The following is an 18,961-nucleotide window of genomic DNA, read 5'->3' as shown; positions in this document are numbered from 1 at the left end:
GCAAAACCGAAAATTATACCAGAGTTTGGGGGGGCTGTCGCCCCTGCCACCATGGTTACTATCCCCAAGCCACTGTGTTTTAATGGGGCTAAGGGCTTATTTTTTCAACAATAACGCCAGATACTCGGCACGTTCGGCGTCGGTTAACCCACCGTGTGCATCGCGGTATTCCAGCTCGGCCTTTCGATCCAGTGTAGAACCCCGTCGCTGGGTTTGGGCGGCATTGTGCAAACTGTCACAAAATTCTGCCTGCAGCTCATCGTGGGCAAATTTATCAAACATGCCCTGCGAGTCGCGCTGCACTTGTTGCAATCGCGGATAAATTGGCGCGCCGCGCCAATGCTCCAGCAAAGCCGTCGAGCTTATGTCAGCCTGATTGCGAATATATTGCAGCACTTCACGCACCAGCCCCACCTGCCCTTCCAGGCCCCACGCCAGCTCCAGCGCTTCACTCCCCGCCACCAGCTCCGGGCGCTGCACCGCAAGTTGCAACACCCGCAACAAAGGATCTTGCTTGGGTCGTGGCGGCAGAGTGGGCGGGCGTTGCTCGCGATCGCCAAAACGGCCATTGCGCCACTGCCCTTTGCCACTGCGCGGCGTCCAACCACTGTCACGCCCATCCCGACCCGCTCGCGCACTGCGCCATCCGCGATTGCGCTCGAATGGCGCCGCCGGCGCGTAGCCGGATGCAGCCTCGGCATATACACCATCCGAGTATTGCGCCACAGGCATTTCATTAGCTTGCCTAGACGAAGATACCCCAGATAAAACCTGGCTCATCTCGTCCATGGTGAGCTGGCACAGCTCGGCCAAGCGCTTGCTCAGCATTAATTTCAAGATCGGGGCGAGATTCAGCTGTTCAAGATAGGGCTGCGCCAAGCGCAACAACTTGGCTCGCCCCTCTTCCATCGTGAGCTCCACCTGCGCCGACAACTCTTTAAGCAAATACTGCGAGAGTGGCAGCGCCTCTTGGGTGATCAACTGCTCAAAGCGTGCCTGACCAAATTCCTGCACATACGAATCCGGATCATGCTCGGCCGGCAAAAACAAAAACCGTAGCTCTTTGCCATCGCGCACTTCGGGCAAGCTGTTTTCCAGCGCCCGCCATGCGGCGCGACGGCCTGCTTTATCGCCATCAAAGCCAAACACCACTTCATCCGCCAGCTTGAGCAATTTGCGAATATGCTCTGGCGTGCAGGCGGTACCGAGCGAGGCCACCGCGTATTCGACACCATGCTGATGCAGCATCACCACATCCATATAGCCTTCGCACACCAGCACCCGCCCGCGATCGCGGATCGCCGCCCGCGCTTGCGGCAAGCCATACAGCTCACGACCCTTTTCAAATACCGGCGTTTCGGGCGAATTCAGGTATTTAGGCTCGCCCTGCCCCATAATCCGGCCGCCAAAACCAATGATTTGGCTACGCTGATTCATAATCGGAAACATCACCCGATCACGGAAGCGATCATAGCGACGCTTGGTTTCTTCTTTGTCGATCACCAAGCCGGCCTCAGCCAGCAAAGCATTCCAGTCGTAATCCGGAAATGCCGCTTTTAAAGGCTGCCAATCTTCCCCGCCTGGCGCAAAACCCAAACCAAATCTCGCCGCGGTTTTACCGGCCACGCCACGTTTTTTGAAATATTCAATCGCCGCTGGCGAGGTTTTGAGCTGGGCGCGGTAAAAATCGAAGGCGGTTTTTAAGACATCAAAAATCCCCGGCGCTTTTTGCTGCGCCGGGCTGGGCGGCTTGTCTTCACTTGGCACCGTCATACCCACCGATTCGGCCAACTGCCGCACCGCATCCGGAAAGCTCAGCGCCTGATGTTCCATCACAAAGCTCAGCGCCGAGCCATGTGCACCGCAGCCAAAGCAGTGATAAAACTGCTTGGTGGGGCTCACTGTAAACGAAGGGGATTTCTCTTTGTGAAACGGACAGCATGCCATGTAATTCTGGCCGGCTTTTTTCAGCGGCAAATAGCGCTCCACCACGTCGACAATATCAACGCGGTTGAGCAAATCCTGAATAAAATCCTCTGGAATACGCGCCATTTAGCTAATCTGGAGTCGCAACAAAGCCAATTTTGACACCATCCTGAAAACCGCAGCACCGATAAAAATCCACCACACCAGCGGTACGCGCACTCGTCGACAGCATCACCTTGTAGCAAGAACGCTGCCAAGCCTCAGTCAACGCGGCTTGTAACACTGCGCGACCATAACCCTGCCCACGAAAGGGAGCCAAAGTCACCACATTCTCGATCAGTCCATACGGCCGCGCATTTCGACTTAAATTAGGCACAACAAGCAGTGTGCACGTGGCCACCAGCACTCCATCCAGCTCTTTAATCCACACGAAAGAGCCTGAACGCATTTGTGCCCACGTCGATTCGACAGCCACCGGATCCAAAACAGGGTCTTCCGGATTCAATTCGCGCATAAGGCGCAAATATGCAGGCAAATCTGCCTGCCCAGCCAATCGGACAGTCACAACTTAAGCCAGACGCGCTTTAATCAGCTTACTCACTTCAGCCATATCGGCGCGCCCAGCCAGTTGCGGCTTGAGTGTGGCCATGATTTTGCCCATGCTTGCAGGGGTTGCCCCATGCTCGGCCACGGCTGCGTCGATCGCAGCAGCGATTTCTTCGGCACTGAATGGCTGCGGCATATAGTCGGCCAGCACCAGCATTTCGGCCTTTTCTTTATCCGCCAGATCTTGCCGCCCCGCCGCCTCAAACTGGCTGATACTGTCTTTGCGCTGCTTGAGCATTTTTTCGATGATGGCCGTGATGTCGGCATCGCTCAGCTCAATACGCTCATCCACCTCACGCTGTTTCATGGCAGCCATCAACAGCCGAATGGTGGCCAGACGGTCAGCCTGCTTTTCCTTCATGGCGGTTTTCATATCGGCAGTGATTTGTTCTTTCAGGCTCATGGCAAACTCCAGATCAACGGCAGCAACGGGGAAAAGCGCATACTACTGCGCGAATAGAAAATAAAAAAGGTCGCGCAGGGCGACCTTTTTCGGACTGGCAGTCGAAACTCTTAGTAGAGTTTAGCTGGCAGTTGCTGGCTGCGCAGACGCTTGTGCTGACGTTTAACAGCAGCAGCGAGCTTGCGTTTGCGCTCAGCAGTTGGCTTCTCGTAGAACTCGCGAGCACGAAGTTCGGTGAGCAGACCGGTTTTTTCAACAGCACGCTTGAAGCGGCGCATCGCTACTTCGAACGGTTCGTTTTCTTTAACGCGAACTGAAGGCATTAATCGAATCCTGTGGTAAATAAAAGCCAGAAGCTGGCCGGAAATCTAGTAAAGGGGTGCATTATCCCTGAAAACCACTCCACTGTCAAAACCGTTTCGCAGCAACAGACTTTATTGTTGCGCCCATGCCCGCTACCATAGCAACTTATCTTGTTTAAGCCAAAGAGCGCACAGCATGCTGGTATTAGGAATCGAGTCTTCCTGCGACGAAACCGGGGTAGCCCTGTACGACACCGAAGCGGGTTTGCTCGCCCATCAGCTCCATACGCAAATGGCGATGCACAGCGAATACGGCGGCGTGGTACCCGAACTCGCGTCGCGCGATCATATTCGCCGTGTTCTACCACTCACCACTGCCTGTCTGGCCGAGGCTGGCCGCAGCCTAGAGCACATCGACGCCATCGCCTACACCGCCGGCCCCGGCCTTTCTGGCGCGCTCTTGGTGGGAGCCTCGGTCGCTAACGCGCTAGCCTTCGCGCTCGACAAACCCACTATTGCCGTTCATCACCTCGAAGGGCATTTATTATCCCCGTGCCTTGCCGACCCCGCGCCAGCTTTCCCATTTGTAGCGCTCCTGGTATCGGGTGGCCACACCCAGCTGATGGCAGTACACGGCGTTGGGCGCTATGAATTATTAGGCGAGACGGTGGATGACGCCGCTGGCGAGGCGTTTGATAAATCGGCCAAATTATTGGGCTTGGGCTACCCCGGTGGCCCAGCGCTCTCCAAACTGGCCGAGCAAGGGGATGTGAACCGCTTTACCCTGCCACGCCCCATGCTGCACTCCGGCAATCTGGATATGAGCTTTTCGGGACTTAAAACCGCCGTATTAAATCTAGTGAATGCGCAAAGCGAGCTAGACAACCAAACCCAGGCCGACATTTGCGCCGCTTTTCAGGCCGCCATTGTTGAAGTGCTAGTCAAGAAATCACTGGCCGCGCTCAAACAAACCGGCCTGCAACGGTTGGTCATCGCAGGCGGCGTGGGCGCCAATCGGCAACTGCGCGCCGCGCTAGATGAAGCTGCCGCCCGCCGCAAATACACCGTGTATTACCCGCCCTTGGCGCTCTGCACCGACAACGGCGCGATGATCGCCTACGCTGGCGCTCAGCGCCTACAGCATCAACAAACCGCCGGCGCTTACAGCGTACAACCTCGCTGGGATTTGGCCAGCCTCAAGGCGATTTCAATCAAACAGTGAACGTCAATACATTCTTTACATCAAAACCGACGAACGGCAGTCAGTATTAGTAAACCCTGTTTGATAAGACGGTCAGCGCTACGTAAAATTTGCCAGCATCATATGTGATTGATTTCTGACCGATTGAAAACACACATAAATTTACTACTTCCACTACAGAGATAACTTACACATGTTCGTAAAATCAATTCTGGCATCAACATTGTTAGCAATCAGTTTCTCAGCATCTGCAGCCGTTGTAGAGCTGGTTAATGTTGAAGCAGTCGCCGTCGCCAAAGGCGTCGAATTCAAGCATAACTACGACTTCAAGCTGACTGGTTTTGGCAATACCACAGGTCAAGGTAACAACAACCAGTCCTTCACGACAAAAGGCAAAGCCATCACTAACATCCAAAACGGCTTGGTAAGTGTAATCGGCAAAGCAACCAACACCACTTTTGCAAGTTTTGCGCTTGATGGTCAATCACACACCTTCAATCTGGGTGCAGGTGAATACTTTTTCCATGTAACAGGTTTCGGCACAGGATCTAACGGCGGCAATTACGACCTGTTCGCCAGCGCTAACGTAGCCCCAGTACCAGAGCCAGAAACCTATGCCCTGATGAGCCTAGGTCTGGCAGGCCTGCTGGCAGCACGTCGCCGCAAAGCTAAATAATACACCGGCAATTACCGCAATAAAAAAGCCCCGCAAGGGGCTTTTTTATTGCACTTTCCAAGTGGATTGCAACACACCGTCCCAAGCCAGCAATAATTCATCACCCGCCCGTAGTGGCCCCACGCCTTCGGGGGTGCCGGTGTAAATTAAATCACCAGGCTGCAAGGTGAAGTAGCGCGAGAGCCAGCTGATTAACTCAGCCACCGAAAAAGCCATGTCTCGCGTGTGTGCCAGCTGCCGCACCTCGCCATTAATCTGCAAACTGAAGCTTTGCTGCTGCGGCTCAATGCCCGCCGACGGTACAAAATCAGTTATTACCGCCGCGCCATCAAAGCCTTTGGCCAAAGTCCAAGGGTTGCCAGCTTTTTTGGCCGCGGCCTGCACATCCCGCGCGGTCAGATCCAGCCCCAAGGCATAAGCTGCAACGTGGTCCAACGCTTGCGCAGGCGAGATATTTTGGCCGCCCTGCCCAATCGCCACCACCAATTCCAGCTCATGATGTACATCCGCCGACCAGCTCGGCAACACAATCGGCTGCCCGGGCTGCAACACCGCTGAATTGGGCTTGATAAATACCATGGGTTCGGCCGCAATCTGCGAGCCCATCTCTTTGGCGTGCGCATGGTAATTGCGGGCCACGCAAAAGATATTATTAACGCTCAGGGTTTGCGTGCCGATCTGGATTTCCGCCATCACTCACCTCGCCTAAGACAGCCACTGGGCAATGGAGAACAACAAAATCACCGCCAGCCACAAGATCGCCGCGCGCCACACCAGAGCCACCGCACTCACCAGATCATCCGTCGTAGCCACTTCGCCCACACCAAGCTCCGGCCTGAATTTCACAGTGTGATCTTGATGCAGCGCCTCGCCCAGCTTAACGCCCAGCGCTCCGGCTGCGGAGGCCAGCAAAATGCCGTATTCCTGATCCATCCACTGCGCCGCCTGCTCACGCCAGCAGTACACCGCATCTTCAAAATTGCCCACAATCGCAAAGCTGATCGCCGCCAAGCGCACCGGGATAAAGTCGATCCATTCCATGGCCGTATCGGCAAACCGGCCAAACACATCGCCATGCCCGCCCCAGCGCTCTTGCAACAAACTCGCCGCGCGATACAACACGGCCCCTGCCGGGCCAGCCACCCCTGCCAGCAAAACAAACCAGAAAATTGTGCCAAAGACGTAACGATGCGAATCGATCACGCCTTGCTCAATAGTGAGGCGCGCTACTTCAGGCTCACTGAGCTCCGAGGTCGATTGACCGGTCCAACCACCCAACAAATCGCGGGCCGCCGGCAAATCATCGCGCTGCAGCGCTTTGGAGATCCCGGTAAAGGCATAACTAAACTGGCGAAACCCCATCAGCAAATACAGTACGGCCACATTCCAGCACATGGCGGCAAAGACATTAATCTGCGCCAGCAGCCAATACCCCCCTACCGCACCGGCCAGCAATGGCGCCACAGCTAGCAGCCAGGCATATACCCCATTGCGATATTCGCCAGCATTCATCCCCCGCGCCATCTGGTTGGCCAGGCGAACAAATAATAGATAGATCGGATTACGGTTACTGATCGGGCGCAACTGCTCCAGCGCCAGCGCCAGAATCAAAGACAGAATACTCATAAATCACCACGGGTCTAGCACGCAGATCCAGCCGGCAAGGCAAGCTGGCACTGGGTTTTTCCTGCATCACACCATGCGACACACCGTCTTTCACGATACCATAGTGCCCCATGGCCACCAAATACAATGCAAGTACTTGAAATACACTGCGACAACGCCATATCAGCCTAGATGACCACCCAACCGGAGAATCCACTCATGGAACACAAACTGCCAGAACTGCCATACGCCCAAGACGCCCTCGCCCCTTACATGTCGGCCGAAACCCTGTCTTACCACTATGGCAAACATCATCAGACTTACATCACCAACCTGAACAACCTGATCAAAGGCACCGAGAACGAAAGCAAATCGCTAGAAGAGATCGTTAAAACCGCTCCAGCGGGTGGCCTGTACAACAACGCCGCGCAAACCTGGAACCACACTTTCTTCTGGCTGGGCTTTGCACCAAACCCAAATGGCGAAGAGCGCGCACCTGTAGGCGCCCTGGCCGATGCCATCAACGCCAAATGGGGTTCGTTTGACGAATTCAAGACAGCCTTCAACGCTTCAGCCGCTGGCAACTTCGGCTCAGGCTGGACCTGGCTGGTGAAAAAAGCCGATGGCAGCGTTGATATCGTTAACACTGGCGCCGCTGGCACCCCACTGACCACCGCGGACACTGCGTTGCTGACCTGTGACGTTTGGGAACACGCCTACTACATCGACTATCGCAATAGCCGTCCAAACTATCTGGAAGGCTTTTGGAAGCTGGTGAACTGGGCTGTGGTTGCTGAGCGCTTTGCGGCGTAAATACCGCACCAAGCTGTGACCTTGCTCACAGCAGCCAGTTTCGTCGCAAAGACGGAAAAATCGAAGGCAGCCCCGGTGGCTGCCTTTGTGTTTTTTGCTTACCTCAAAAAGATACCACTTACAGACCAAACCCTTGTAAACAAACTGGTATCAACACACATCACAACTGGTTATATCGCAGGCACCGGTGACAAATTTATCCGCTCGTCATGCGTAGTGGTTTTACCTTATCTTTTTCAAAGCCAAACCCAAACTTACAAACTAATTCATACCTAGGTTTTACGCCATTTGTCGCGGTTAAGCGGTGTTGACAGCCCCGATGTAGTGTGAAAAATTACCACTACAGCACCACGCACAACAGCCCTTTACCCAAGCAGAAGCTGCATGCGAGTTGCCAGAAAGTGGTATCACAAAAACTTTCTGTTGAGCTTAAACAACCGGCCGGACGCTCGATCGTGCGCAAAACGTCGACATAGCGACTACCTCCACTGGTTGTGACCGTCGTGATACTGGGAGTCAGTTGCATTTTGCTAAGCTGCGCCCCGGAGTCAGGACACTCCAATTTACAGGATGAGAGGAATCAGAATGAACTTCCGTTTGACTGCAATTTCTGCGGTAGTAGCCTTCGCATCATCGGCTGCATTTGCTGCCCCAGCTTGGAACAGCACCACCATCTACACCGGTGGTGAAGTCGTTACTTACCAAGGTAAAGATTACAAAGCAAAATGGTGGACACAAAACAACGTACCAGGCGCTGAGCAATGGGGCCCATGGGAACTGGTAAGCGGCAGCGCCACTGCAGCGCCAACCACCGCACCAACTTCAGTACCGACTGCTGCGCCAACTAATGCACCAACCTTGGCGCCAACTACTGCACCAAGCACGGCCCCAGGCGCATGTGTTGATGCCGCATGGAGCAGCAGCACCGCCTACACCGGCGGCCAGAAAGTTAGCTACAACGGTCGTTCATACCAAGCGCAATGGTGGACCAGCGGTGATCAGCCAGATCTGAACACCGGCTCAGGCAAACCTTGGAAAGATCTGGGCGCTTGCAGCGGCGGCACTGCCACTGCAGCACCAACAGCCACCCCAGTGGTAACTGCGGCTCCGACGGCCACACCAGTTGTGACTGCTGCGCCAACCGCGACACCAGTGGTTACCGCAACACCAAAACCAACTGCTACGCCAACTGCAACACCAGTTGTGACGGCAACCCCAACGGCAACGCCAGTAGTCACTGCAGCGCCAACCGCAACCCCAGTGGTTACCGCAACACCAGCACCGACCGTTACGCCAACCGTACCACCAAGCACTGGTGCGAAACAAATCGGTACTTACTTTGCCGAGTGGTCAATCTACGGTCGTAAGTTCTACCTGAAAAACGTTCAAGACAGCGGCCAAGCAGCCAAGCTGACCTTCCTGAACTACTCATTCGGTAACGTTTACAAACAAGCTGATGGCACTTACCAGTGTCAAGCTAACGTGAACAAAGCTGAAACCGGCAACCAAGATGGTGGCGATGCTTGGGCTCTGTACCAAAAAGGCTTTGCTGCGAACGAATCAGTGGATGGCGTAGCTGACGCTTACGGCTGGCCAACATGGGATGATCCACGCAACGGCGTATCAGGTCCACTGAAAGGCAACTGGAACCAGCTGAAAAAACTGAAAGCCAAAAACCCGAACCTGAAAGTACTGATTTCTCTGGGTGGCTGGACTTGGTCGAAATGGTTCTCTGCAGCCGCTTCAACCGATGCACTGCGTAAAACGCTGGTTTCTTCGTGTATCGACGTGTGGATCAAAGGTAACCTGCCATTTGATTCAGGCTCGAACGCTGGTGGTCCAGGCGTAGGTGCTGGTGTATTTGATGGTATCGATATCGATTGGGAATACCCAGGCGTACAAGGTATCGGCACCAACACCGTATCTGCCAGCGACAAAGAAAACTACACGCTGCTGATGAAAGAATTCCGCGCCCAACTGGATGCAATCGGCGCGCAAAACAACAAGCGCTACCTGCTGACCGTAGCGATCGGTGCTGGCGATGAGAAAATTGCCGCTACCGTTCCAGGCGAATACAGCAAGTACTTGGATTGGATCAACATCATGTCATACGACTTCAATGGCGCATGGGATGCTCAAGGTCCAACCGACTTCCAGTCAGCACTGTATGCAGATCCGGCTAGCCCACGCTACAAAGATCCGAAAACTGGCAAGATCACCAGCTACTACACCGATGCAGCAGTGAAAGACCTGATCGCACGTGGTGTACCAGCAGCGAAACTGCACATTGGCGTACCATTCTACGGCCGCGGCTGGACTGGTGTGACCAACGTAAATAACGGTCTGTATCAAGCTGCCACTGGCGGCGCAGCCGGCACTTACGAGAAAGGGATCGAGGACTACAAAGTACTGAAGAACGCACCAGGTACTGAGTACATTCACCCAGTAACCAAACAAACCTACAAGTTTGATGGTTCAACTTTCTGGTCGTATGACACCCCACGCGATATCAAACTGAAAGCTGATTACGCGAAATCAATGGGCATGGGCGGTATCTTCAGCTGGGAAGCCGATGGCGACACTGCCACTGGCGAACTGGTTGATGCAATGACTCACATCAACAAGTAATTTTTAGCGCTTGTTGCAACCCCCTCCCTTGGAGGGGGTTTTTTTATGCATAACGCATTTAAATTTAAGCCAGATTGACCAAAAAATAACGTCAATCGAAAGAAAAACCCCGCCACAAGCAAAAAAGGATGCACATCACAGAACCCGCAAAAATACTGGATTTGCAGCCCGCACAACGCAGTAAAAAGCCTTGATTTACCGGTTAAAAGGCAGTTAGCATGTCAGCTAGAGGATGGAATAAACTAACGTCTCGACAAAAAGATTTCTACACGAGAGTTAACATGACTAAGCAAGATATTTCACGCTCAGCACAAGCCGGCTTCACCCTGCTGGAACTGCTGGTCGTACTGCTGATTATTGCCCTGCTGGCCGGCTACGTCGGGCCGAAGCTGTTTGGTGAGGTGGGCAAAGCCAAAACCAAAACCGCAGCCAGCCAGATGAAATCCATTGCTGATGCGCTGGATCATTACCGCCTAGACACTGGCCGCTACCCCAGCAATGAGCAGGGGCTGGATGCATTGGTCAAACGGCCAAATGACGAAAGCAAATGGAACGGCCCCTACCTGATGAAGGATGTCCCGAACGATCCATGGGATAAGCCCTACATCTATCGAGTGCCGGGCGAAAATGGCCACGACTATGATCTGCTGACTTATGGCCTCGATGGCAAAGCCGGCGGTAGCGGCGAAGACGCCGACGTTAGCTACTGGCAATAAGCCTGCGCCATGCACTACAAAGTCAAAGCCCTCGCTGCCGGCGTAATGCAGGAGCTAGAGCTGGATGCCGCCAACACGGATGAGTTGCGCGCCCAGCTCAGCGCCAAAGGCCTGCAGCTAGTCAGTTTCGAAGCTGAACGCAAATTCGGCTTTTCGTTTGGTAAAAACGAATTCCAGGTTTCACTCTTCACGCAAGAGCTGATCGCGCTGCTAGAAGCTGGGCTGACCTTGGTCGAGGCGATGGAAACGCTAAAAGAAAAAAGCGGCCAAGACCAGAACCGCACGGTGCTAACCCGCATGATCGAAGGGCTGTACCAGGGTTTCCCGCTCTCCAAAGTTCTCAGCCAGATGCCGGAGCTTTTTCCGCCGCTGTATGTGGCGACCGTGGGCTCAGCCGAAAAAACCGGCCATTTGGCCGACGCGTTGAAACGCTATCACCACTATGAAACTCGCTTAGCTGCGGTCAGAAAGAAGATCGTCGCTTCGCTGGTGTATCCGCTGGTAGTGATCGGGATTGGCGGCAGCATTATGCTGTTCCTGCTGTTTTATGTGATTCCGAAATTCAGCCAGATTTACGCCTCGATGCGTAACCTGCCCTTCGCAGCCCAAGTGATGCTGTGGTGGGGTGATCTGGTTCACCAGCATGGGCAGATTATCTTCGGTAGCATTGTCGCTACCTTGGTGGGCGGTTATTTGCTGGTGCGCACGGAAGCCGCGCAAACCATGCTGCAGGAAATCTTCTGGAAGCTGCCCAAACTCGACGGCTATCGCCGCTTGTTTTCGCTAACTCGGTTTTACCGCACGCTAGGCCTCTTGCTCTCAGGCGGCTTATCGATTGTGGCCGCGATGGATCTGGCCGCGCAGTTGCTGCCGGTACAAATGCGTTTGGCGCTCTCACAGGCGTTGGTGGACATTAAATCCGGCCAGCAAGTGTCGGCCACCTTGCCTAAATACGGCTTAACCACCCCCGTAGCCGAGCGCCTATTGCGGGTCGGCGAACAAAGTGGTGAGCTGGCCACCATGTGCGAGCGGGCCGCGCAGTTTTGCGATGAAGAACTGGATCGGGCGATCGAGATGTTCACCCGCCTGTTCGAACCCATTTTGATGTTGCTGATCGGTGTTTTGATCGGCGGGATTGTATTTTTGCTCTATATGCCGATCTTTGAGTTGGCCGGGAATATGCAATGAGCGAACTGACTCTGGATCTGATTCAGCATTTGCGCAGCAACGGCGGCAGCCAACCGTTACCGATGCTGATTCAGCAGTCGCTTGGGCTGAATATCGAGGGGTATTGCGCCGAAGTCAGCGCCTATCTTGGCGTTCCAGCCATTACCCAGGAGGAGTTATACCAGCTCAAGCCGCGGTATGATCTGCTCTCCTTCACCGATGCCGCGGCGCATCAGTGTTTCTTGGCTGAAAGCAGCCAACTGGGCACGATTCTGGTGATGGCCGACCCATTTAATCCGGTGGTGCGCAATTGGGCGCAGCACCGGATTACCGTCGCCTATCGCACCACCTTCGCCCACTACGAAGTCCTGCAGCATTATTTCAACGAATACGAAACCTCGCACCGTGCCATGGAGCAGTTTGGCGGCGGTGAAGGTGGCGAAACCTTGCAAGCGGGCGTAACCGAGATTTCCCTCTCCACGCTCTCGCAAGACGCCAACCCCGTGGTCAAGCTGGTTAACTCCACGCTCTACGACGCGCTCAAAGCCAAAGCCTCCGATATTCACATGGAAACCACCCCAAGCGGGATGACCATCAAATACCGGATTGACGGCGTGCTATTGCATGCTGGCGGCACCAATGGCGCGGATAAAGCCGAACAGATTATTTCCCGCCTGAAAGTACTAGCCGAGCTGGATATTTCTGAACACCGCATTCCACAAGACGGCCGTTTTAAAGCGCTGATCAATAATCGCGATATTGATTTCCGGGTCTCGATCATGCCGTCGATTCACGGCGAAGATGCCGTACTGCGGATTTTGGATAAGCAAGGCGGTGGCGATTCATTCAAGCAATTGCGCCTCGATACCCTTGGCCATGAAGCGCAAACCATGGCGGCGATTCGTAGTCTGTCGCACGAGCCATATGGCTTACTGCTGGTCACCGGCCCCACCGGTTCGGGTAAATCCACCACGCTGTATGCCACCCTGTCGGAAATTAATAATGGCGAAGAAAAAATCATCACCATTGAAGACCCGGTGGAATACCAGCTGCCCGGCGTATTGCAGATTCCGGTCAACGATAAAAAAGGCCTTACTTTCGCCCGCGGTCTGCGCTCCATCTTGCGGCATGACCCGGACAAAATCCTGGTCGGTGAGATTCGTGACGGTGAAACTGCCAATATCGCCGTGCAAGCGGCCCTCACCGGTCACTTGGTACTGACCTCGGTGCACGCGAATAATGCTTTTTCGGTGATCGACCGCTTTATTCATATGGGCGTAGAGCCTAATAGCTTTGTGGATGCGCTGATTGGCGTAGTGGCCCAGCGGCTGATCCGTAAAGTCTGCCCACACTGCGTGGGGCCGGACGAGCCGGATGACGCACTGCTGCATAACTCGGGCCTCACGCGCGAACAAGTTCGCGGCTGGACTTTCCGCAAAGGTAAAGGCTGCACCGCCTGCCGCAATACCGGTTACCTTGGTCGAAAAGCCATCGCTGAAGTGCTGCGGCTAGATGATGATATGAAGCAAGCCATCGCCAGCCATGCCCCGGCTGTAGAGCTCAAACGGTTGGCCCTAGCCAAAGGCTTTGTCTCGATGCGCCAAATCGCCGCCAATGCGGTGTCACGTGGTGAAACAACTTTGCAGGAAATCAATCGTGTCACCTTTGTTGATTAATCATCACGCCTGCTTTGGCAAACAGCGGGTGCGGCTGGCTAGCCTGAGCCTGAGCAAAGAAGTGCTCAGCCGCCGGCGCGGCACGATCGACCCCTCGCCGGATGTGCTGGTGTCCCGCCTGCAAGATTTGCTGACCAACACGCCACGCGGCAGTTTGGGACAAGACCAGATCAAGCTGATCTTTGGTTCACCCTGGGTGCGTTATGCTTGCCTGCCCTGGCAAGATGCCCTTGCCACCGAAGCTGATTGGGAAAATTACGCCCGCATTCTGCTCTCGCAGCAATACGGTGTGAGCACCGATAGCTGGCGGATTCGCGTTTCGGCCGGCTCATTTGGCCAGCCGCGGATTGCCGCAGCCATTGAAGAAGGCCTGTACCAGACGATTGCCGAGCTGTGCCGTTCCAGCAAGCTCAAACTCGCCGAGGTCGAGCCGTTATTCACCACCGCGGTGAACCAGCATCACCGCGCACTGAAAGGCAATGAACATGCGCTGATGGTGGTCGAAACCTCGCATGCGATTGTCGGTTTTTATCGGGAAAAAGCCTGGCAAGGCGTGATTGCCATGCCTATTCAGCTCGATACCGACGAGCTAAGCAACTCACTCTCTGCGATTTTGCGCGAAGCGGCAGTCTTGTCGGGCCAGTTTTTGCCTGAGCATGTTTATCTCACCTCTTGTGATGTGTCTTTGCAGAGCTTAAAAGCCGCCGATTTTGATTTTGAATGGCTGGGCACCGCACATCCGCAATTTATTCCCGGCGAGGTGCATGCATGAAACGCCTGCAACTCGACTTTCATCGTAACCCGTCGGTCGTACCTTGGCTGGGGCTGCTACTGACCGTCATCGGTATTGTCGCGGTGTTATGGGTGATGACCCAGCTGGATGTCGCCAAAGAAAATCGTAACCAGCTCGAAATTCGCGAAGATGAAGTGGCCTTACGCCTGCGCCAGCAGGAGGCACGCCGTCTCGCTGAGCAAAAAGCCTCACCGGTTTCTGGCAAAGTGGCCAAAGTAACGCAAGCGCAGCTGGTACAAAACGAAATCGGCATGGGCATTCTGGAAGAAGTCTGGCGCCCCGAAATTGCCTTTACCCGCATCGATATTGCTACGGTGGAGCAAGACATCAAGCTGGAGCTGGAAGCAAAAACCCTGAACGACGTGCTACTGCTGGTAGATCGCTTAAATGCCCACCCAGCCGTGCGCAACGTATCGCTGGCGCGCAATGCGATTAAGTCGGGTGATCCATTCAAACCGGCGGTGGCCTCCATCGAGTTCTTCTGGAAAGATGCCAAAGCCGATGCGCTGAAAGCCTCGAATGTCGCCTCACAAGTAACGGGGGCCACACGATGAAAAAAGCCCAATTGATGTGGTATTTGCGTCAGCTACCCAAGTACGCCGGCGTGCTTGGCTTGGCAGGGCTTGCACTATTGGGCTTTGCGCTGATGCTGTATACCCAAGATTTAAAGCCATACCAGGCTGATCTAGCCAAACGCGAAGCTGAACTTGAACGCAAATTCAAGCTGCTGCGCAGCACAGCGATGGCCAGTGAAGCGGCCGCAGCCACGGTGAAACTGAATCAAGCAGATACCTTCACCTTTTTCTTGCGCCGCGTGAATGAAGTGGCCAGCGCGAATCAGGTGGTGATGGATCAGGTGGATTACAAATCGCAGCTTGAAGCGGATGGCAAATTGAAACGCTATAGCATGCAGTTTCCTGCTACGGCGCGCTATATTCAGTTCCGTCGCTTTATGGCCGCCCTGCATCAGATTCCGGGCGTACGTGTGGAGGCTGCCAATTTGCAACGTAGCACCATTGGCGAGGAGCGCTTGTCGATTCAGGTGCAGCTCTCTTATCTGACGGAGGTGCATTAATGCTCTCCCGTCCCATGCAGATTATTCTCGGTGGCACTTTAGCGCTGACTGCTTATACCTTCTGGCAGGATTCACAACAAGAAGCGCCAGAACTCGACACAGCGGCGCCACGTGCGCAACGCGCCAGTGTCGCCAGCAGCGTAGCCAAAGCGGTGGCATCGGGCGCTTCAGTGGCCAGCATGGCTGCCGTGGCGCCAGGCTCGCATGAGCCCAGCAGCCTGTCGGATTTATTCCCGAAACAGAATTGGGCGCCGCCACCGCCAAAACCAACACCCACACCGAAGCCGACTCCAACCCCGGTACCGGTGGCACCACCATTTCCTTTGCAGCTCACGGCCACTTGGCACGATAAGAGCAGCGATTATTACGTGCTGGAAGGACAAGGCCAATCACTGGTGTTGTGCTCAAGCTGTGACACCATGGGCCGCATCCGCCCGGGCGAGACTTTCTTGGGCGTGTACCGCCTTGATCGCCTGAGCCGCGATGCAATCACCTTCACTTATTTACCACTCAATCAGCAGCAATCGCTGCCGACAGGAGGAACGCCGTGAAACGTGCGTTAATGACCTCAATGATTTCGCTGGCTTTCCTGGCCGGCTGTGCCGCCGATATGGCCCGTTATCAAGCAGAAACCCAGCAAGATGCCGGCAACCCAGAAGCGGCGCTGAAAATCCTGAAGCAGCAGATTGCCAGCTCGCCCAATGACATCAAATTGCGCGCGGCTTATCAAAGCAGCGTGAGCCGCTTTGTGAATAACCTCTTGGTGCAGGCAGATCAGGCCCGTGCGCAAGGCAATAGTGCGCTGGCCATCAGCAGCTATCAGCAAGTGCTAGTCTGGGATCCGACCAATTTCCGGGCGCAAGAAGGCGTGCGGCTGATTGAGATGGGCGTACGGCATGATTCAATGCTGAAATACGCACGGGAAAACAAAGATAGCCGGCCGGATGAAGTATTGGGTATCGTGCAGCAAATCCTGATGGATAACCCGCGCAATACGCAAGCCCAGCTGATTAAAAACGATATTGAAAACCGCAAAGCGCGTGAAGTCAGCCTGCGCCCCAGCCTGGCACAAGCCCTGAAAAGCCCGATCTCGCTGCAGTTTCGCGATCAGAGCATGATGAGCGTGTTTGATATTGTGTCGCGCATTGGCAAGGTGAACTTTATCTTTGATAAAGACGTTCCCCCTAATCTGAAAACCACGATCTATGCCCGCGATACCACGGTGGAAGACGTCATCAATCTGATTCTGGCCACCAATCAGCTGGATAAAAAAATTCTGAATGACAACACCATTCTGATTTATCCAAAGCGCCCGGATAAAGATCGCGATTACAAAGATATGGTGATGCGCACCTTCTATCTATCTAACGCCGATCCGAAGCAAGTGCTGGCCATGATCAAGCAGATGGTAAAAACCCGTGACGTGTATATCGACGAGCGGCTTTCGATGCTGGTGATGCGCGATACACCCGATGCGATTGCCGTGGCCGAGCGCCTGATTGCCGCTCAGGATATTCCCCAGTCAGAAGTGCTGATGGATGTGGAGATCCTCGAAGTTTCGAATAGTGACGTGCTTGATCTGGGTATACTCTACCCGGGTAGTGTCACCGGCACCGTATACGGCAACGCGATCGGAGCAGTACCCGTGACCACCACCAATACGGATGGCACGAAAACCACCACCACACCAACCAAAGTGGCGGGTCAGGTGACGCTTGATCAGATTAAAAACATCAATAAATCCGATGTACTGATAAATCTGGGCAGCCCAACGATCACCGCCAATTTCTTGCAGCAACGCGGCAATACCAATGTACTGGCCAACCCGAAAATCCGGGTGAAAAACCGTGAAAAAGCCAAAGTGCTGATCGGGGATCGCGTACCAGTGGTAACCACCACGACCTCGAATGGCGTGAGCACCGAATCGGTGAACTACCAAGACGTGGGCCTGACCTTGAATGTTGAACCAGTCATGACTGTCGACAACGAGATCAGCGTGAAGGTGAACCTCGAAGTTTCGAATATCGCACGCCAGATCACCACCAAATCGGGCCTGGTGGTTTACCAGATTGGTACCCGCCGCGCCGAAACCAATATGACGGCCCGTGATGGCGAAACTCAGGTGCTGGCAGGCTTGCTGAGCCGTAGCGAAACCGATACCGGCCAAGGCTTGCCGTTTATTAGCACGATCCCGGTTCTGGATCGCATCTTTGGCACTAAAAAATCCGAAGCGAACAAGACCGAGATTATCCTGATGATTACGCCACGTGTGGTGCGCTCATTGCCACTGCCATCGTCGCATATCACTAGCTTTGATAGCGGCACTGAGGGCGCAATTAGCACTGACCCATTGCGCCTGCGGCCATCCTCCACCTTCAGCATCAACTCGCAAGGCGGCGCGCTACCGTATGTACCACCTGCACCAGCTCCGGCTCCAGAACCGCAGCCGGCGCCGCAACCACAGCAGCCACCACAGCCCCAAGCTGAACAGCCGCAGGGTCAGGTGAGCCGTGGCGCGGGGATGCGAGGTCGCTAATGCGTCAGTACGGGTTTACGCTGATCGAGCTGATGGTTACCTTAACCATTCTGGCCGTGCTGGCGACAGTGGCTTTGCCGCTGTCGCAAGTCGCGGCTACGCGTAATCGTGAAGACGAGTTACGCCGCTCTTTAACGCAAATCCGCGATGCAATCGATCAGTACAAACTCGCGGTCGAAGCCGGCAAGGTCAATAAATCTCTGGAAGACAGCGGCTACCCCCCTACTCTGGATGTATTGGTGGATGGCGTAAAAGACCTGAAAGACCCCGGTGGGCGCAAGATCTATTTCTTGCGTCGCATGCCTCGCGATCCATTCTGCGATTGCCCAAGCAAAAATAATGCGCAAACCTGGGGCCTACGTAGCTATGCCAGCCCACCCGACGCGCCAGCCGAAGGGCGGGACGTGTATGATGTGTACTCCCTCTCAAGCAACGTAGGATTGAATGGTGTTCCCTACCGTGACTGGTAATCCCCACCGTCTGGGCTTTACCTTGATTGAACTCTTGGTAGTACTGGCAATCATGGCCAGTCTGCTGACCTTAGTCGTGCCCCGCTACTTCCAGCAAACCGATCGCGCGCAAGAAACCGTACTGAAACACAATCTGGTCGCAGTCCGCGAAGGGATTGATAAGTTTTTTGCCGACACCGGCCGTTATCCCGCCACCCTGCAAGAGCTAGTCGATCGCAAATACCTGCGCGAAGTCCCGCTCGACCCGATTACTAACAGCCGAGATACCTGGGTGATTATCAACCCCGAGGGCAATGGCGGTGTATATGACATCCGCAGCGGATCGGATGCTACCGCCAAAGACGGCTCACGCTATAACAGCTGGTAAT

At 54.6% G+C, this 18,961-nt stretch carries 19 protein-coding genes and 1 pseudogene; 14 read left to right on the top strand and 6 right to left on the bottom strand.

All coding sequences use genetic code 11. From position 1 onward, the window contains the following. Positions 1–96: 96 nt before the first annotated feature. From dnaG to rpsU, 4 genes are all read right to left on the bottom strand, one after another. A complete protein-coding gene (dnaG, locus tag G482_RS17485) occupies positions 97–2,052 on the bottom strand; it encodes a DNA primase (protein WP_034619014.1) in 1,956 nt (651 codons plus the stop codon). 4 nt (positions 2,053–2,056) lie between these two features. Next, positions 2,057–2,440: a GNAT family N-acetyltransferase gene (locus G482_RS0105875; protein ID WP_051258767.1), complete on the bottom strand. Its 384-nt coding sequence runs from the start codon at positions 2,438–2,440 to the stop codon at positions 2,057–2,059. A 54-nt stretch (positions 2,441–2,494) separates the two neighbouring features. Further along, on the bottom strand, positions 2,495–2,935 hold the full coding sequence (locus G482_RS0105870; protein ID WP_028449264.1) for a GatB/YqeY domain-containing protein: 441 nt from the start codon (positions 2,933–2,935) through the stop codon (positions 2,495–2,497). A 110-nt stretch (positions 2,936–3,045) separates the two neighbouring features. Further along, the gene (gene rpsU / locus G482_RS0105865; protein ID WP_028449263.1) at positions 3,046–3,258 is read right to left on the bottom strand and encodes a 30S ribosomal protein S21; all 213 of its coding nucleotides are present in this window, start codon (positions 3,256–3,258) and stop codon (positions 3,046–3,048) included. A gap of 175 nt (positions 3,259–3,433) precedes the next feature. Here rpsU and tsaD point away from each other — a divergent pair, with 175 nt between their 5' ends. Together tsaD and G482_RS19485 are read left to right on the top strand one after the other, a co-directional pair. Next, positions 3,434–4,459 (top strand): tRNA (adenosine(37)-N6)-threonylcarbamoyltransferase complex transferase subunit TsaD, encoded by a 1,026-nt coding sequence (gene tsaD / locus G482_RS0105860; RefSeq protein ID WP_028449262.1) that lies wholly within the window; start codon positions 3,434–3,436, stop codon positions 4,457–4,459. Positions 4,460–4,679: 220 nt separating this feature from the next. Next, positions 4,680–5,114, top strand: a pseudogene (locus G482_RS19485) (FxDxF family PEP-CTERM protein); the annotation flags it as partial. 45 nt (positions 5,115–5,159) lie between these two features. Here G482_RS19485 and G482_RS0105850 read toward each other — a convergent pair. Next, positions 5,160–5,807 (bottom strand): fumarylacetoacetate hydrolase family protein, encoded by a 648-nt coding sequence (locus tag G482_RS0105850; protein ID WP_028449261.1) that lies wholly within the window; start codon positions 5,805–5,807, stop codon positions 5,160–5,162. 12 nt (positions 5,808–5,819) lie between these two features. Next, positions 5,820–6,740 (bottom strand): CobD/CbiB family protein, encoded by a 921-nt coding sequence (locus G482_RS0105845; protein WP_028449260.1) that lies wholly within the window; start codon positions 6,738–6,740, stop codon positions 5,820–5,822. Positions 6,741–6,938: 198 nt separating this feature from the next. Here G482_RS0105845 and G482_RS0105840 point away from each other — a divergent pair, with 198 nt between their 5' ends. From G482_RS0105840 to G482_RS0105785, 12 genes are all read left to right on the top strand, one after another. Beyond that, positions 6,939–7,532 (top strand): superoxide dismutase, encoded by a 594-nt coding sequence (locus G482_RS0105840; RefSeq protein WP_028449259.1) that lies wholly within the window; start codon positions 6,939–6,941, stop codon positions 7,530–7,532. Positions 7,533–8,117: 585 nt separating this feature from the next. Continuing rightward, positions 8,118–10,160: a glycosyl hydrolase family 18 protein gene (locus G482_RS0105835; protein ID WP_156905358.1), complete on the top strand. Its 2,043-nt coding sequence runs from the start codon at positions 8,118–8,120 to the stop codon at positions 10,158–10,160. A gap of 281 nt (positions 10,161–10,441) precedes the next feature. Beyond that, positions 10,442–10,876, top strand: a complete 435-nt coding sequence (gene gspG, locus G482_RS0105830) for a type II secretion system major pseudopilin GspG (protein WP_028449257.1) — start codon at positions 10,442–10,444, stop codon at positions 10,874–10,876. Between the two features lie 9 nt (positions 10,877–10,885). Next, a complete protein-coding gene (locus G482_RS0105825; RefSeq protein WP_028449256.1) occupies positions 10,886–12,064 on the top strand; it encodes a type II secretion system F family protein in 1,179 nt (392 codons plus the stop codon). Beyond that, complete coding sequence (locus G482_RS0105820) at positions 12,061–13,719, top strand: GspE/PulE family protein (protein WP_028449255.1); 1,659 nt, start codon at positions 12,061–12,063, stop codon at positions 13,717–13,719. The genes G482_RS0105825 and G482_RS0105820 overlap by 4 nt, the downstream gene beginning before the upstream one ends. Next, the gene (locus G482_RS0105815) at positions 13,700–14,491 is read left to right on the top strand and encodes a hypothetical protein (protein ID WP_034619013.1); all 792 of its coding nucleotides are present in this window, start codon (positions 13,700–13,702) and stop codon (positions 14,489–14,491) included. The genes G482_RS0105820 and G482_RS0105815 overlap by 20 nt, the downstream gene beginning before the upstream one ends. Continuing rightward, the gene (locus G482_RS19480; RefSeq protein WP_028449253.1) at positions 14,488–15,066 is read left to right on the top strand and encodes a hypothetical protein; all 579 of its coding nucleotides are present in this window, start codon (positions 14,488–14,490) and stop codon (positions 15,064–15,066) included. Before G482_RS0105815 ends, G482_RS19480 begins: the two co-directional genes overlap by 4 nt. Beyond that, on the top strand, positions 15,063–15,587 hold the full coding sequence (locus tag G482_RS0105805) for a hypothetical protein (RefSeq protein WP_028449252.1): 525 nt from the start codon (positions 15,063–15,065) through the stop codon (positions 15,585–15,587). Before G482_RS19480 ends, G482_RS0105805 begins: the two co-directional genes overlap by 4 nt. After that, a complete protein-coding gene (locus G482_RS17470; RefSeq protein WP_034619012.1) occupies positions 15,587–16,138 on the top strand; it encodes a hypothetical protein in 552 nt (183 codons plus the stop codon). The genes G482_RS0105805 and G482_RS17470 overlap by 1 nt, the downstream gene beginning before the upstream one ends. Next, positions 16,135–18,123 carry a secretin GspD/PilQ domain-containing protein gene (locus tag G482_RS17465; RefSeq protein ID WP_156905357.1) on the top strand — a complete coding sequence of 663 codons (1,989 nt, stop codon included), beginning with the start codon at positions 16,135–16,137 and terminating at the stop codon, positions 18,121–18,123. Before G482_RS17470 ends, G482_RS17465 begins: the two co-directional genes overlap by 4 nt. After that, complete coding sequence (locus G482_RS0105790) at positions 18,123–18,593, top strand: type II secretion system protein (protein ID WP_028449251.1); 471 nt, start codon at positions 18,123–18,125, stop codon at positions 18,591–18,593. The genes G482_RS17465 and G482_RS0105790 overlap by 1 nt, the downstream gene beginning before the upstream one ends. Beyond that, complete coding sequence (locus G482_RS0105785) at positions 18,583–18,960, top strand: type II secretion system protein (protein WP_028449250.1); 378 nt, start codon at positions 18,583–18,585, stop codon at positions 18,958–18,960. Before G482_RS0105790 ends, G482_RS0105785 begins: the two co-directional genes overlap by 11 nt. Position 18,961: the final 1 nt, after the last annotated feature.

Source organism: Chitinibacter tainanensis DSM 15459, from assembly GCF_000429785.1.
Classification (GTDB): domain Bacteria; phylum Pseudomonadota; class Gammaproteobacteria; order Burkholderiales; family Chitinibacteraceae; genus Chitinibacter; species Chitinibacter tainanensis.
The sequence above is the reverse complement of the archived record's forward strand: the minus strand, read 5'-3'. Positions and strand labels throughout refer to the sequence as shown.